Annotated in this window: 12 protein-coding genes; 3 read left to right on the top strand and 9 right to left on the bottom strand. The window is 58.0% G+C overall.

Annotation, left to right across the window (positions count from 1 at the left end; translation table 11 throughout):
- Positions 1–105 precede the first annotated feature (105 nt).
- The 8 genes from ACTWLJ_RS21885 to ACTWLJ_RS21850 all read right to left on the bottom strand — a co-directional run bounded on the left by ACTWLJ_RS21885 (position 106) and on the right by ACTWLJ_RS21850 (position 9,674).
- On the bottom strand, positions 106–1,083 hold the full coding sequence (locus ACTWLJ_RS21885; protein WP_445178408.1) for a FecR domain-containing protein: 978 nt from the start codon (positions 1,081–1,083) through the stop codon (positions 106–108).
- Positions 1,084–1,599: a sigma-70 family RNA polymerase sigma factor gene (locus ACTWLJ_RS21880; RefSeq protein ID WP_401208352.1), complete on the bottom strand. Its 516-nt coding sequence runs from the start codon at positions 1,597–1,599 to the stop codon at positions 1,084–1,086. It abuts the gene before it with no gap.
- An 84-nt stretch (positions 1,600–1,683) separates the two neighbouring features.
- Entirely contained in the window at positions 1,684–2,868 is a 1,185-nt protein-coding gene (locus ACTWLJ_RS21875; protein WP_445178407.1) for an aminotransferase class V-fold PLP-dependent enzyme, read from the bottom strand.
- A 15-nt stretch (positions 2,869–2,883) separates the two neighbouring features.
- A complete protein-coding gene (locus tag ACTWLJ_RS21870; protein WP_445178406.1) occupies positions 2,884–4,128 on the bottom strand; it encodes an MFS transporter in 1,245 nt (414 codons plus the stop codon).
- 16 nt (positions 4,129–4,144) lie between these two features.
- Positions 4,145–5,995, bottom strand: a complete 1,851-nt coding sequence (locus ACTWLJ_RS21865; protein ID WP_445178405.1) for an IucA/IucC family protein — start codon at positions 5,993–5,995, stop codon at positions 4,145–4,147.
- A gap of 36 nt (positions 5,996–6,031) precedes the next feature.
- Positions 6,032–7,192: an NAD/NADP octopine/nopaline dehydrogenase family protein gene (locus tag ACTWLJ_RS21860; protein WP_445178404.1), complete on the bottom strand. Its 1,161-nt coding sequence runs from the start codon at positions 7,190–7,192 to the stop codon at positions 6,032–6,034.
- A gap of 28 nt (positions 7,193–7,220) precedes the next feature.
- Positions 7,221–8,264: a PLP-dependent cysteine synthase family protein gene (locus ACTWLJ_RS21855; RefSeq protein WP_445178403.1), complete on the bottom strand. Its 1,044-nt coding sequence runs from the start codon at positions 8,262–8,264 to the stop codon at positions 7,221–7,223.
- A 15-nt stretch (positions 8,265–8,279) separates the two neighbouring features.
- A complete protein-coding gene (locus tag ACTWLJ_RS21850) occupies positions 8,280–9,674 on the bottom strand; it encodes a Y4yA family PLP-dependent enzyme (protein WP_445178402.1) in 1,395 nt (464 codons plus the stop codon).
- Positions 9,675–10,285: 611 nt separating this feature from the next.
- Between ACTWLJ_RS21850 and ACTWLJ_RS21845 the strand changes: the two genes are divergently transcribed.
- From ACTWLJ_RS21845 to ACTWLJ_RS21835, 3 genes are all read left to right on the top strand, one after another.
- Positions 10,286–11,176, top strand: coding sequence for an HpcH/HpaI aldolase/citrate lyase family protein (locus tag ACTWLJ_RS21845; protein WP_445178401.1), 891 nt, complete (start codon positions 10,286–10,288; stop codon positions 11,174–11,176).
- A 26-nt stretch (positions 11,177–11,202) separates the two neighbouring features.
- On the top strand, positions 11,203–11,604 hold the full coding sequence (locus tag ACTWLJ_RS21840; RefSeq protein WP_445178400.1) for a transcriptional regulator: 402 nt from the start codon (positions 11,203–11,205) through the stop codon (positions 11,602–11,604).
- A gap of 119 nt (positions 11,605–11,723) precedes the next feature.
- A complete protein-coding gene (locus ACTWLJ_RS21835; RefSeq protein WP_445178399.1) occupies positions 11,724–13,964 on the top strand; it encodes a TonB-dependent receptor in 2,241 nt (746 codons plus the stop codon).
- Between the two features lie 129 nt (positions 13,965–14,093).
- On the opposite strand, the gene ACTWLJ_RS21830 is transcribed toward ACTWLJ_RS21835, so the two are convergent.
- Positions 14,094–15,158, bottom strand: a complete 1,065-nt coding sequence (locus ACTWLJ_RS21830) for a hypothetical protein (RefSeq protein ID WP_445178398.1) — start codon at positions 15,156–15,158, stop codon at positions 14,094–14,096.
- Positions 15,159–15,245 lie beyond the last annotated feature (87 nt).

The following is a 15,245-nucleotide window of genomic DNA, read 5'->3' as shown; positions in this document are numbered from 1 at the left end:
GATGGCCCTGTAGGCGAGAGAAAAAGGTTGTTCCTTTCATTGCCAGTCGAGATCGAAAAAAGTATCAGCAGCGCAGTGAATATTTTTCTGCGCAGCTTTTTCAGATCAGGCGGGCGACAGCGTCACCCAATAGCCACTCAGGTGGCCAGAGACAAGGACCGGGTAGGTTTGCGTCAGCATGTTGAGCGTGCGCTGGGTATCGCTGATCGGGTACGCCCCGGAAATGCGCAGGTCTCCAATCGCCGGGTCGCAACGTACGAACCCTCGGCGGTAGCGCGCCAGCTCCGCGACGAAGTCGGCGAGGCGCATCTTGTCCGCCATCAACATGCCTTGCGTCCAGGCGCCGACGTAGCGATCCGTCAGGCTCACCTGGCCAAAGTCTTGTGAGGAAAAATCGGTACGTTGCCCGGCATTGACGATCAGCGGGGCGGTTTGCCCGCTGTCTGCCAGCACCACTCTTACCGCGCCTTCAAGCACGGCGAGATGGGTGCGGGGCTGAAGTTCGCGAACGGTAAATCGCGTGCCCAAGGCTTGCATTCGGCCTTGGCGGGTACTGACCAGAAACGGTCGTGGCAGCGGTGCGGCGTCTGGCGCGGTCTCGACCAGTATTTCGCCTTCGCGCAAGTTGATCAGCCGTTGATTGGCATCGAACAGCACGTCGATGGCGGTGTCGGTATTGAGCGTGATGCGTGAGCCGTCGGCCAGGGTCAACTCGCGGCGCTGGCCCACCGCCGTGCGGTAATCGGCGGTCCATTGCTGCGACTCCGCGAGTTTCCAGCTGCCCCAGCCAGCTGGCAGCACTGCAAGAATCATCGCCAGTTTGCCAAGCGCCGCACGACGTTCCGGATTGCTCGGACGGTCCAGCGCCGACATCGCCAGGGAAGGGGGCAGGCCGCCGAGTTTGCTTTGCAGCAGTTGTGCCCGCGACCATGCGCGATTGCGCTCCGGCGAGCTGACTTTCCAGCACTCCCATTCGGCATGCTCGGTGTCGCTGAGATCGTTTTCACTCAAGCGCATCAGCCATTCGGCGGCTTCTTCGAGAACCTTGGGGTCGAGCGGTGGTTCATTGCGGCGAGCGAACATTTATTCCACCAGCATCAGGCACTGCACGAAGGCTTGTTTCATGTAGCGCTTGACGGTGATCAGCGACACATTCAATTGCTCGGCGATATCGTCGTACTTCAAGCCGCTGATCTGCGACAACAGGAACGCACGCTTGACCAGTGGCGGCAGGGCGTCGAGCATCGCATCGATCTCGTGCAGGGTTTCCAGAACCATGAAACGCAACTCTGGCGAAGGCACTTCCGGCGCAGGCAGATGCGCAAGGGCATCGAGGTAGGCGCGCTCCAGCGCCTTGCGCTGATACCAGTTGATCAGAATGCCCTTGGCCACACAGCTCAAGTAAGCCCGTGGCTGCTCGATGACGGTGACCTGCGAGGCGAGGATGCGGGTGAAGGTGTCTTGCGCCAGATCCGCCGCATCCATGGCGTTGCCGAGTTTTTTCCTGAGCGTGGCGTACAGCCAGCCGTGATGGCCGCTGTACAGGTCTTCGATCACGCGCAGATGATTGTGGTTATTCGCGGGAAGAGATTCGCTCATGGCAATTGTTTTGTGCAATTGAGAAGTATTCCCAATGCTAATTGACAACGCCTGCGCCGCGCAAGCGCGATTCGGTATCGCGTGTCAGCTTCGTGGCATGCGCAGCAATGCTTCAATCATCTCGTCGATTTCAGCCTCGGTGTTGTAGGCGTGCAGCGATGCGCGACTGACTTCAAGCAGGTTGCGTTGTTGCATATCAAGCATGGTCGAACGGAACGTCGAGGTGCTGACGTTGATCCGTTTGTCCCGTGCCGCCAGCCATTGCTGCACTTGCACGGCGCTGCTGCCCTGACAGGTGAATGTGACGATACCGGACTTGATGATGCCCGAATCCGTGGGTTTGATACCGGCAACCTCGCCGAGCCGATCACGCAAATACGCCGCCAAATGCTGAATGCGCTGCCACATCGGTTCGAGGCCTTGCGCCAGTGCGTAATCCACCGCAGCACCCAGGCCCAGTTTGGCCACTACGTTGCATTCCCAGTTTTCAAAGCGCCGGGCGTCCTCACGAATCTTGAAGGTCTCCGGGGTCAGCAGCGAGGCAGCATGCAGGTCAAGAAACGCCGGTTCCAGGTTCTGACACAGCGACTTTTCGACATACAAAAATCCCATGCCCCTCGGCCCACGCAGGTATTTGCGGCTGGTGGCGGCGAGCATATGGCAACCGATTTTCTGCACATCGATCGGCATCTGCCCGACACCCTGGCAGGCGTCGAGCAAAAACAGCACCCCTGCGGCCCGGGCCAGTGCACCAATCTGCTCGATAGGCTGCACCGGCCCGCCGTTGGTGGCGATCACCGGCAAAGACACCAGCGCGACCCGATCATCGCCGAGCATATCTTTCAGGGCCGACAGTGAGACCTGCCCCTGTTCATCGTTGGGGATGATCCTGATTTCGATGCCGCGGCGCTTTTTCAATTGCAGGTAGGGAATGTAGTTACCGGCGTATTCGGTGGTCGACGTCAGCACCACATCGCCGGCTTGCAGCGGCAGTGAATAGAACGCCATGTCCCAGGCTCGGGTGGCGTTTTCGATCACTGCAATTTCGTCAGGGCAGGCATTGATCAAGCGGCCAATGGCGCCATAGACGTTTTCCAGTTCCGGCAAATGCTGCGCCGCCGCTTCATAGCCACCCAGTTGCGCCTCAAGTTGCAGTTGGCGGGTCATGACCTCGATCACCGGTTTGGGCATCAGCGCTGCGCCGGCGTTATTGAAGTGGATCAGTTGCTCGACTGCCGGCGTGTCGGCGCGCAATTGTTCAATGTTCAAAACGCAGTTCCTTGATCAATCCCCGGGCGGAGCGGGGCTGGGTTGCATGGCCACCGGCCAGAAGCGCAGCGCGACAATGGGAATCAACGCGAGCACGTACGCCAGACACACGAACAGGTAAGTGTATTGCAAGCCATAAACCTGACTGAGCAAACCACCGGCTGAGATCCCGGCAATCGAAGCGAACTGCGCGGTGCCTTGGGCAATGCCCAGAACATGACCTTGTTGCGAGCTGTCGGCGGTTTTTGAGATCAACGCCATCAGCACCGGCGTCGTGGCACCCAGCAGCACGCCCCAAATGAAGTAGGCAATGACGAACACCAGCGGATTTCGGGTGATGCCGGCCACGGCGGTCAGGGCGATGCAACCAATGACGATGTAGGTGATGCGTTGCAGGGTTTCCTGTTGGGTTCGATGCTCGAAGTAACGCGACCAGGCCGTTGCCGAGAGAATGAAACCCAGTGCGAGTAAGCCGTAGCACAGGCCGACCACCGAGTTGCTGACCTCGAAAATCGAACTGACGTACAGCGAGAACGAGGTCTGCGGAAGCATCCGCGCCAGCAACAGAATGCCCATGACGCCCAGCAGCGAGAGCAACGGTGAACCCTGCCAGAGACTGCCGGAACGAGAGGGCGGCGCCGCGTTATCGGCCACCGGGGCTTTTTTCACTGGTGGCACATCCGGCAACGTCACGGCCGCCACCACGGTACAAATGGCGCACAGCACCGAGGCGATAATGTTGATCCAGAAGAACGTCGCGTAATCGAGGATCAGGCCGCCAACAACCGCTCCCAGCAGCGAGCCGACGTTGGTCGATATCTGCAGAATCGCAAACAGCCGCGCCCTTCGCGAAGGCGCTTCGATACTGACGCCGTAAGCCTGTGCCGGCGCGATATACCCGGCAAACGCACCTTGCAGAAACCGCAGGATCAGGATGATCCAGATATCGCTGAACAGGGCCAGCCCAAGCTGGGTCAAGGACAAACCGGCGAGGGCGCGGATCATCATCAATTTGTGGCCGTAACGATCGCCGATACGGCCCCAGAATGCGCTGGTCAGAATAATGCCCAGCATTGGCCCGACGTACACGGCGATGCTGGCGAAACTGAAAACTGACTCCGAGTCGGTCAGCCCACGCAGGTGGACGGGCCAGAACGGCCCGCTCATTTCCATCGCGCCCATCGAGATGAGCTGAATGGCAAATAGAAGATAAATCAGGATTCTTACTCTCGAACCCTGGATGGCACCTGCATGGGACATGAGTCAGCCTCGGTGGTTAAACGGCGTCGAGCGGGTTGGTCAGGGTGTGCTGTAAACGATAGTTGGAGTACTGCATCAAATGCATGCGCAACAACGACCGGGTTGGCCACGGGTCCTGAATGAACGCTTTGCGTTCGACTTCCCACAGCGCTGGCGAGACACGCTCACGCACAGCGGCGAAGGCGTTTTCGGTTTCCTCACGCAACACTTCCCACATGCGATTGTTGTCCAGACCGTATTCTTTCGTCAGCCACAACGCCATTTCGTGCAGGTGGGTAAGGAATGCCGCGTCGAGCACAAACATGCGCACCGGCTCGATATCTCCGACGAATACAGTCGGCAGGATACCGGGCTGAACATGCGGCTGTAGCGTGTAGCCGCGCGCCTCCAACAGCGGCGCGTAAGTGCGGCCATCGCCAAAATCACGGATCAGCAGACTACGTGCTTTGCCATCGGGAGCAAACAGCACCATGGTGTTTTGCTGATGCGCCTCAAGCCCGACGCCGTACATCAAGTAGATCGCCACCACCGGATGAGTGACGACTTTGGCGTACTCGCGAAACCAGCTCTCGACGTTTGCGGCACTGGCCCGTACACCGTCGCGCTCGATCAGATCGGTAAACAGTGGCCGACCATTTCCAGGCAAGCGGGTGAACAATGAGGCCACGGTAATCGGCAGGCAATCGTCACTGCGTTCGAACGCTTGCTGACTGGCACGATAGACCACCGACAAATGCCGCCCGGGCGCATCGTCCTGGGTGACTGCGTTTTTATAGCGAACACCGATTTCCTCGGGGAAAATCTCCAGGCGCTGATCAAAGCCGTTTTCAGCCGCGAGAATCTGGCTGATTACCGTACTGATGCGCGGCCCCATGTGAATCGACTTGGCTTGCAGACTGCGCAGTTCGCTGGTCATCCACACCGCAATCGGCAGTTTGATCAGCGGCGCGCAGTCGTCCAGCACCGGCATCATCGTGCGATAAGACATGGTCGGCAGGGTGACGATGTCGGGGCCGTCGGTGATCAGGATGCCTTCTTCAATCTCGGCGGCAAACGTCTTGAGGACGAAAGCCTGCAAGTGCCAGGCGTGAATCGGTAGCGGCAGCCATTGGCGTTCATCCAGCCCTTTGCTGTTAAGCGAGGCTTTCCATTGCTCCCATTGCACCGGGAAATTGCTGGCGAACCAGTCGTGGTAACTGGTTACGTGCGGCATGCTTTCGCTTTTCGCGTTGTCGGCACGCAACGCCGCAATGCGCAACGGCACCTGCGCGTTGAACTCGGGGGACAGTTGCTCGACTTCCTCATCAGTCAGCCCCGGGCGCGACTTCCACGTCGGGTAGTACGGATGGCCTTCCAGCGAACCCCATTGATCCAGCAGGATAGCCGCGTCCTTGGTCTTGGCATGTTTGCGCAGGTAGTCGGTGAAGCTATCGAGTCCCTGATCCTTGGCCGCCTGATGCAGTCGGGCGTTCCACTGCTGGCGATGCTGACGGGCGTGCGCGTCATTGGTCAGGCTGTTTTCCATGTCGGACTTGAGCCCGGCGACGCCTTCGTCGGTGGGTTCAAAGTCGAAGCTGTCGCGCAGCACGTCGAGCATGTCCTGATGGCTGGTGATGCTCTGGCGTACGCCTTCATCGGTGATCAGCACCACGTCACCCTCATTGACCACGGTGTCGGCCGGGCCTTTGCTGATGTCGGAAAAGGCCAGATGCGCGCGGCCGGACTTGAGCGGGTACGTCGCCCGGTTGCCCTCGACGGCAAAGCTCAGGGCCGCACGGTCGAGGATGTTTTCGGCAAAAAGGCAGCGAATCAAGCGGCGCATGGCGTTCTTGCGGGAGTAGGCGATCAGTGTCTTGAAGTCATCCATATCAGCGGTCTGCTCGTCGAAAATTGAATTGAGAAATCAAGCGGCGGCGTTTGCCGGGCGTGGCCAATGGCTTGGAAAGTAATCGAGGGCCGAGTCGCGCAGGCCTTGCATGTAGCCAACGCTCCACTGCAGGACTTCTTCGATGTAAGGCACCTTGAGGTCGAAACGCCGGGCCATTTCCACCAGCAGCACCAGGCCGTAGGCGACGTCTTCATTGAAGGCGCGGCTTTCACGCTCGATCACATAACCGGCGCGGTTGTCATCGGCGGGCACCATGGGCGCGAGGATGTCGTTGTAGGCCTGATTGGTCCGCAGAATCGCCAGCATGCTGCTCTGGTCGCGAATCTGCTCGCCGTACGCCTCGACAATTTCCTGCTTGAGGGATTTCACCGAAGACAGATCGACGCCCATACGCTGGCTGATGACCGCGCACAGGTCCTGGCTTTCCTGATCCATGCGTTCAAGGAAATACGCGCCCAGCTCGGGGCACTCGGTCCACCAGCACATGCGCTGCGGGAAAATCTTGCGATGCCACTGTCCATAAGGGCCGATCAACCCGTAAATCACCGAGCTGTGCATGATCGGATTGCCCGGTGTCAGGGTGATTTCGAGGTAGTTGTCGAGCATCGTCACGCACGGCCCGTAAAGCAGGGTGAGCATGTCTTGCAGGTGCTCGCGGGATGCCTGCGATTCACGGGCATGCATTGCGACATACAGCTGACTCTTGCCGCCGCCCATCTTGATCGACAGCCCGGGTTTCAGATCAAACGCGGTGTGCGGGACATCTTTCATTCCCCAGATCACCACGTTCGGACGTTCGGTCAATTGCGCTTCGGCCAGCCAGTCGAAGCCGCAGAACCCCGGAATGGCACCGACGTAAACCGGTTTGCCGGTGGCCAGATGCGGTTCGATGGCTTGCAGGGTTTGCGGTCGGGCATGCGCCGGGACGGTGATGATGACGATGTCGGCATCCTCGACGGCAGTTTTGGCATCGGTGGTGACCCGATCCAGTCGTGCGCTCAGTGTCGAGCCGTCCGGCAACAATGCCTGCATCGGTGTCTGACGGGCATGTTGCTCAATGATTTCAAGGTTGCTGGTGAGCATCGAAACCTGAACATCGGGGATCTGTTTGAACAGGACGGCATTAAGGTGTCCGGTTCTGCCACCGCCACAGATGGCGACTTTCAGCAGTTTCATCGAGAGGCGTTCCTGTGTGGGAGGAGGGTTATGCGACGCTCAATTGCAGTGGCGCAGAACTGGATTCCAGCCATTGAGTCTTGCCCAGCCAGTTATCCAGTTGCGGGGCGACACTCGGGTCGAGCAAGTCGCGCTCTTGCAGCCAGTTCTCGTTGAACACGGTGTGCAGATACTTTTCGCCGCCATCGGCAATCGGCACCACGACATTGCCGGTCAGCACGCCTTTGTGGATCAGTTCCAGTGCCTTGAAGATCGCACCACCGGTTGATCCGCCAACCAGCAATGCCAGGTTGCGCGCGATGTATCGAGCCGTTTCGAAGGCTTGCGAATCGGTCACCTGCACGCCGAGATCGATGCAGCTGTAGTCGAGCACCAGGCCGACGGTGTCACCTGCGGGCGTGCCGGTACCCGATTGGTAGTACGGATAACCGGGGTGGCCGAAGACGATTGAACCGGCCGGTTCAACGGCGACGGTGACTGTGTCCGGGTTGTGCTGTTTAAGACCGCGAGCGATGCCGGTCATCGAGCCGCCAGTTCCGACGCAACCGACATAGGCGCCGATGGAGCCTGCTGACTGGGCGATGGTTTCGCGGACAAAATCGCTGTAACCGCCAGCGTTGGCGGCGTTATCGGATTGGTTCATGAACACTGCGCCGGGGATCTGCTGCGCGAGTTCAGCCGCCAGGCGCTGACGCTCGACCACGGCGACTTCATCTTCGCGGTAGGTGCCGGCGACAAACCGAATGTCGGCGCCCAATGCCTTCATCACCGCGATCTTGTCCTGAGCTGCGTGGTGATCGACCACGGCAATGAATTGCAGACCGAACTCAACGGCGGCCATGGCCAGACCGATGCCGGTATTGCCCGAAGACGATTCGACCACCACACCACCGGGTTTCAGGCGACCCGACTTGAGCGCGCCCAACACCATATTGCGTGCCATGCGGTCTTTTATGCTGCCACCGGGATTGTTCTTCTCGATCTTCAACAACAGTCGGGCGTTGGTATCCGGAATATCAATACCCAACATTGGAGTGTTACCAATAAGGTCTGAAACTTTATTCAGTATCATATGAAGTATTCCCTTTCAGTAGTCAGGTGAGAATGCGTAATTACCTTCCGTACAACAGGTGGCTTTTATTCGTTGGGGCAGGGGGTGGCGATGGAATTCATTTTCCAGCAAGTCCATCTGATACCCGGCGGTATTGGCATATACCAATAGATCGCCAGCGTTTGGTGTGCAATTGAAGTTGATCAGTCGGTGGGTGATGACGTCGTCATCCAGACAGCTATGGCCGGCAATGTAAGCCTGCATCGGTTTATGTGGCGAATGTTCAGCACTGATCAATATCGGATCAACCAGATACTCCGACGAAAACCATGTTTCACAAGCGCTGAAACTACTGCCTTCAATAAAAATGACGGTCTTGTTTTCAGCGAGCTGCTTGGTGCGCGTCACCCGAAACACCGATATTGCCGCTTGATCCACCAGACTGCGCCCGGGTTCTAGCGCAAGTGTAATGTTGTTTGATTTCAAGTAATTCGCGATGGATTGTCCCGGCGAATGTTCGGCCTCAAGGAATAACGTCAACCACTGACACGCCGTCAGGCTACTGCCATAAGGGTAATAAGAGCCGGGGACGCAGCCGTTGTAGTAATGACTGGCTACATTGTCATTCTGCAAGAAATTACTGTACGTCTGTGGTTCGACATAACGCATCGGCAAACCACCGCCAATATCGATCATGCTCGGGTTCAAACCCATTTCCCTTGCGGCGGTGATGAACGCAGTCACCTCGCGAAAAGCTTGCGCCCGAGATTCAAATCCGTAGCCGCCGAGGTGGAAATGCAAACCTTCGAAGTGAAATTTGTCGCGCTCTCGCGTCAGAATTTGCAGGCATTCAAGCAAGTCATCTGCGCCCATGCCGAATCGGCTGCTCGGACAGCTGCTTGGTCTGTAACGCAGTAAAATCCTCGGTTTCACGGCGCCTGGCAGTGCTTCGAGCAAAGTATTCAGGTGGCTGAATTCTTCCAGTGAGTCGACGCAAATCAGCGATCCTCCTTCCACCAAAGCTTGATGAAACTCGGTGGTCTTGGCCGGGCCCGTGGCACATAGCCGCTGCGCCGGAACGCCCGCACGAAGCGCTGCGTGCAGTTCATGGATGCTCGAAACATCGACGCCGATGCCCGAATTGCTGGCCGCTTCGAGTAAACACTGGGACTTGTTGGCCTTGGCGCCGTAAAAAATAGCGTAATCGACTTTATATTGTTTCAACACTGCAAGCAGGGCGGCCGCATTCAACTCAAAGGCATGTGGCCACACCAGATTAAATGGCGATCCGTACTGCGCGGCTAACTCAAACAAGCTCTGTGATTTATTGTGGATCAATTGCGAAACAACGGAGTCCAGCAACGGCGGGAGCATCTCGGGTGTATGGACTTTAATACAGCTGTCTATTGAGGTCGGAATTATATTAGGCATGGCAAACCCCTGGCGCCGAATATCTCGCCATTGATGCATCGATAACTGATCGCTATCAACAGGACTATTTTTTCTGCCCGTCAGGCATAAACGAATTTCGACTTCGGTGGCGGATGCCAGACCAGGCCTGAAAATAACTTTAAGCCATCGATCGTAATAAATGGTTCACAAATATCTGACATGAGAACCCCGTTCCATAAGGTTTATACGGATATAGCCGTCAGCCATTAGTTCCTGGCCTTTGCGTTGTGAAGAACCATTAACTGACATTCAAATGACATCACTGCTGGGCACTTCCGGTGAACATTACGCTTCGCATTGATACGAGATTAGTTTCACTTGGCGGCGTGAACAATATTGCGAACGCGAACAGTTATCAAGTAAGGTTTTCAAATATTTTTCAATAAACACCTGGCGAGGCGACGTACAGAGACGTGTATTTACACGCTCTTGTACTCGTTCGTCCCGACATTAAAAACTCCCTTAATACCTTGATGAACAAGGCGTTAAGGCTCGCTGAAACCCGCCCGCGCCGGCAGTGAAATTTGCTTGCTGTCGACAGCGGAAAATTTTTGAAAAACCACGACTGACGCACGCCAAGGAGAGATTCCATGAAAACTGAACGTCTCAACACCATCGCCAGGCTTCCGATCAGCTACCTGTTCGTCCCGGGCAACCGTCCTGAACGCTTTTCCAAAGCGGTTGATGCCGCTCCGGATGCGATCATTCTCGACCTGGAAGACGCCGTTCATCCGGACAGCAAATCGGCGGCTCGCGCTGCAATCTGGGCCTGGCAGGAACGCACGCCGAGCGTCGCCTGCCAGCGCTATATCCGCTTGAACAGCGTCAGCAGCGCACTGTTTCGCCAAGACATGACGTGGCTTGGGGACATGCGATATCCCGAGCGCTGCGCCGGTATTTTCCTGCCCAAAGCCGAATGCCCCGAGGCCCTGTCGCAAGTGGTCGAGCGCTTGTTGGCGTGGAATCCGCAATTGCAGATTGTCGCCATCATCGAGACCGCCAAAGGCCTGCAACAGGTCGAAACGATAGCGGCGATTCCCGGGCTTGCGCGCCTTGCATTCGGCTCGCTGGATTTCTCGCTCGATATCAATTGCAGCCAGATTCCCGAAGCGTTTCTGTACGCCCGCAACCGGATCGTACTGGCTTCGCGAACGGCGCAGCTGCCGGCGCCCATCGACGGTGTGACACCGGCAATCAGCGAGCTGGCCGTGGTCAAGCAGGAGTCGCATTACGCCCGATCCCTGGGGTTCGGCGCCAAGCTGTGTATTCATCCCGCGCAGTTGAGCACCGTGCAAAAAGCTTTCCTGCCCGACGCCCGACAACTGGCCTGGGCAGACAGGGTGATGCGAGCCGTGGCCGATGGCAGTCACGCGGTGCAGGTGGACGGCGAGATGGTTGATCTGCCGCTGATTGAACTCGCGCAACGATTGCTCGATGTCGCCGACCAACACTCACTCGTGGCCAAGGCCTCAGCCTGCTGAGCCGGGTTTAGATCAGGAGGCAAACCATGGAACACGGTTATCAGATTTCGCTGCGGCCACTTTCTGAGGTGTTGCAGTCCGAGCAGGTCGATCCGGCCAATGTGCTGATGCTCCGCGAATCGATTTCGCGGGCCGGGCATTGGCTGGAACCGATCATCATCGAGCGCATGTCAGGCATCGTCATGGACGGCAATCATCGTTTCAACGCCGCGTTGCAATTGGGCTTGAAGCGGGTGCCGTGCATCCAGCTCGATTACACCGATCCGCGGGTCCGTGTGCGGCATTGGCAGACCGGTCAGGCGTTCGAGGTCTCGCGGATTTTCACCACGATTGCCCGGGGTGAGCTGTTTCCGTACAAGACCACGCGGCACGCATTTGAGCCGGCGCTCCCGGTTGTCGCGATCCCGCTGGACTGCCTGTATGGCTGACGATGTGATCGCATCAGCTACCACCGCATAAAAATATCGGACGAGGGTGATACTTTTTCGCAAGTCGACTGGCATTAGGAGTGATTCCCATTTTCTCTCGTTGAAAGGATCCTCACGTCATGCCTGTTGTCAGTCGACCTTGCGGTGAGCGCGTGTTAACACTCGCCATTCGTACCGCCATGCTGAATTTTGTTCTGGTCGCAGGAAGCGCCAATGCCTGGGCGGCAGCCCCTGAGCAGCAGGAAGTCGCGGCGGATCAGGCCGCCGACATTGCGGCCAATGCGCCGGCCGACGCCAGCGCCGAGGGCCTGACTCTCGATGTCACCAACGTCAATGCCCGTTACAACAGCGCAACCGCGCTCCCGGAAGTATTGGCCGGAGGGCAGGTGGCCCGTGGTGCGCGGCTCGGTATGTTGGGCAACAAAGACGTGATGGACACACCGTTCAGCGTAACCAGTTACACCGCCAAAACCTTGGCCGACCTGCAAACCGTGACTGTCGCTGATGCTTTGGAGCGTGATCCTTCAGTGCGCTCCACGGGGCAGACCGGTGGCATCGTCGACTCGTTTTTCATTCGTGGTTTTGCGATTGGCGAAGGCAACATCGGTGAACTGGCCTACGACGGTGTTTACGGCGTAGCGCCCAACTACCGGGTATTCACCGAGTACGCCGAGCGCGTCGAAGTGCTCAAGGGCCCCGGCGCCCTGATGTACGGGATCTCGCCAAACAGCGGCGTTGGCGGGGTGATCAACATCGTTCCCAAGCGTCCATTGGCTGAAGACCTCACGCGGTTCACCGGTACCTACGCTTCGGATTCACAAGTCGGCGGCCATCTGGATATCAGCCGGCGTTTCGGTGACCAGAACCAGTTCGGCGTGCGTTTCAACGGCAGCACACAAGGTGGCGACACCGCCGTTGATAACCAGGAACGCGCGCTCGATATCGGCGCCATCGCCCTCGATTACCAAGGCGAGCGACTGCGCCTGAACCTCGATTTCATCAGCCAGAAAGAAAGTTTCGACGCCGCCTCGCGCCCGTTCACCATCGCGCCGGGCGTCGATGTCCCGTCTGCGCCTAACGGCCGCACCAACCTGTCACAGGATTGGGGCTGGTCGGACACCAAGGAACAGTCGGCGTTGCTCGGCGGTGAATATGACCTGAACGATGCAGTCACCGTATTCGCCCATGCCGGCGGCGGTAAATCCGACGTCAAGCGCATGTCTGACCAGGTGCCGAGAATCCTCAACGATGCCGGCGATACCAGCAACATTCCGGGTTACTACAAATTCAACGTTGATCGCTCGACCGCCGATGTCGGTATTCGCGGCATCTTCGCCACCGGGCCTGTCACGCACACGACGACGGTCATGGCGACGCGGTATCAGGATGAATTGTCCCGGGGCATCAACAACGGTACCGAAATCCGCTCGAACATCTACCACCCGATTGACGCGCCGAAGCAGTACATCAACTCGCCAAAAGTGCTGCGGGTTTCCGAGTCGGAACTGTCCGGCGTTGCAGTCACCGACACCTTGTCGGTGCTGGATGATCGCATTCAACTGACCCTCGGTTTGCGTCGTCAGGACATCGAGTCGCGTAACTATGCGGCGTCGGGTGCGGTCAGCTCCCGTTATAACGACAGCGCCACATCGCCGCTGGTTGGCGTGGTGGTCAAGCCTTGGGAAGACGTCTCGCTTTACTACAACTATGTAGAAGGCTTGAGTAAAGGTGACATCGCCCCGGGCACTGCGGCTAACGCCGGCGAAACCTTTGCGCCTTACGAGTCCAGACAACATGAAATCGGCGTCAAGTATGAGCACGGTACGTTCATGACGACGCTGGCGTTGTTCCAGATCGAGAAGCCCAGCGGCGAAGTGGGCGCGGGCAATGTGTTCTCGGTACAGGCCGAACAACGCAACCGTGGTGTGGAGCTGAGCATGTTCGGCGAAGTGGCCAAAGGCACGCGCCTGATGGGTGGCGTGACCTTCCTCGATGGCGAGCTGACCGATTCGGCAACTGCCGCGAACCGTGGCAACAAACCGGTCGGCGTGCCTGACGTGCAAGCCAATATCTGGGCCGAATACGACACGCCGTGGCTGGAAGGCTTCACCCTCACCGGCGGTGCGATTTATACCGACAGCCAATACGTCAATCAGGCCAATACCCAGGAACTGGACTCCTGGACACGTATAGATGCCGGCGCGCGATACGCGACGAAAATCGAAGGTCGCCCGACGACATTCCGCGCCACCGTGCAAAACGTCTTTGATCGTGAGTACTGGTCGGGCGTAGCGTCGTATGGCGCGTTCTCACCGGGCTATCCGCGCACGCTGCAGCTGTCGGCCACCGTCGATTTCTGACGCAAAAGAGCAGGGCGCCTGCGGGTATCCCGGGTCTGAGCGACGAAGGGTTGATTCTTTTAGAGTCAGACAGAAACTACCGATTTACCGCAGACGCCTGGGCAACGCTCAAGCGTCTGCAATGAATCGTTAATTGGCCTTGAGCGTCAGCACGGTGAAGGTGCCTGCGTGAAACACCGGGTCCGGCTTGGGTTGTTCCTGACTCGGGGCAGGCTGGGTGAAATCCGCGCTGAGCAGATAGGCCTGCCCGCGCTTGGCATCCAGCACCATGTTGTGTGCCCAGGGACGAGTGCCAATCGCGCCGAGCACTTGATACTGCCCTAGCGGATCACGCTGGATAACGGTCAGGCTGGCATCGGCGCCACTGGGTACCAGCAACTGATCGCGCTGATGATCGTAAGCCAGCGTATTGACCGCACGGCCAATCGGCAGAGTGCTGAGCGCTTTGCCCGTGAGCAGATCTGCGACGACCAGCGTGGGATTGCCGCCTCGGCAGGCTACAAACAAACGCTGGTGTGCTTCATCCACCGCGATTGCGCCGGGCTTCTTGCAGGCGTCAAACTTCCAGAACGTCTGTTGTTGCAGTTTTGTGCCGGACAACACCGCCACTTGATCCTCATCGCGCATCGGCACAATAAAGGTGCCGTTTTCGAGAATGACCGGGCCATCGAGTTTTTCAGCCGGCAGGTCGACCGAGGCTTGTAACTGGTCGGTTTTGGCATCGATCAGGTACAGCGTCGAATGATCGCCACGGCGACCGCTGGTGACGATCACCCGGTCGCGGCTCGCATCGTAAAGCAGATTATTGAGGTTGCCCGAGTCGAGCTTCAGACGCTGCACGACTTGCAGACGATCCAGGTCAACGATGCCCAGCGAGCCGTCCATATTGGCGACATACGCGCGGTTATGCCGGGGCACGAATGCGACGGCATTGGCACCTGCGGAATTGTCGAGGGTCTTTAGCAAGCGTTGCTGTTCGACATCGAACACCGACAGGCCATTCTCCCGTCGAGCGATAAACAGATACGGTCGCGCCGACTCCAGCGCAGCGAATCCCCAACTATGACCTTCACCCGGCAAGGCGCGGGCCGCGTCGACGGTGTACAGCAACGGTTCGGCCGCACGGGCGGATTCAAGGCTAAGCAGGCACGCGGTCAGGCTCGCAAGCACCAACCACTTTTTTGGCAATGACATCAATGGCCCTGGAATTTCAGAATGGATGAGAGGTTTCAGGGCGCAAAGGCAAAGCCGCAGGTACGCCATAAAGAATGGCGAATGATG

The sequence above is a fragment of the Pseudomonas sp. McL0111 genome (assembly GCF_052567255.1).
This window is presented reverse-complemented; position numbering and strand designations above follow the sequence as displayed.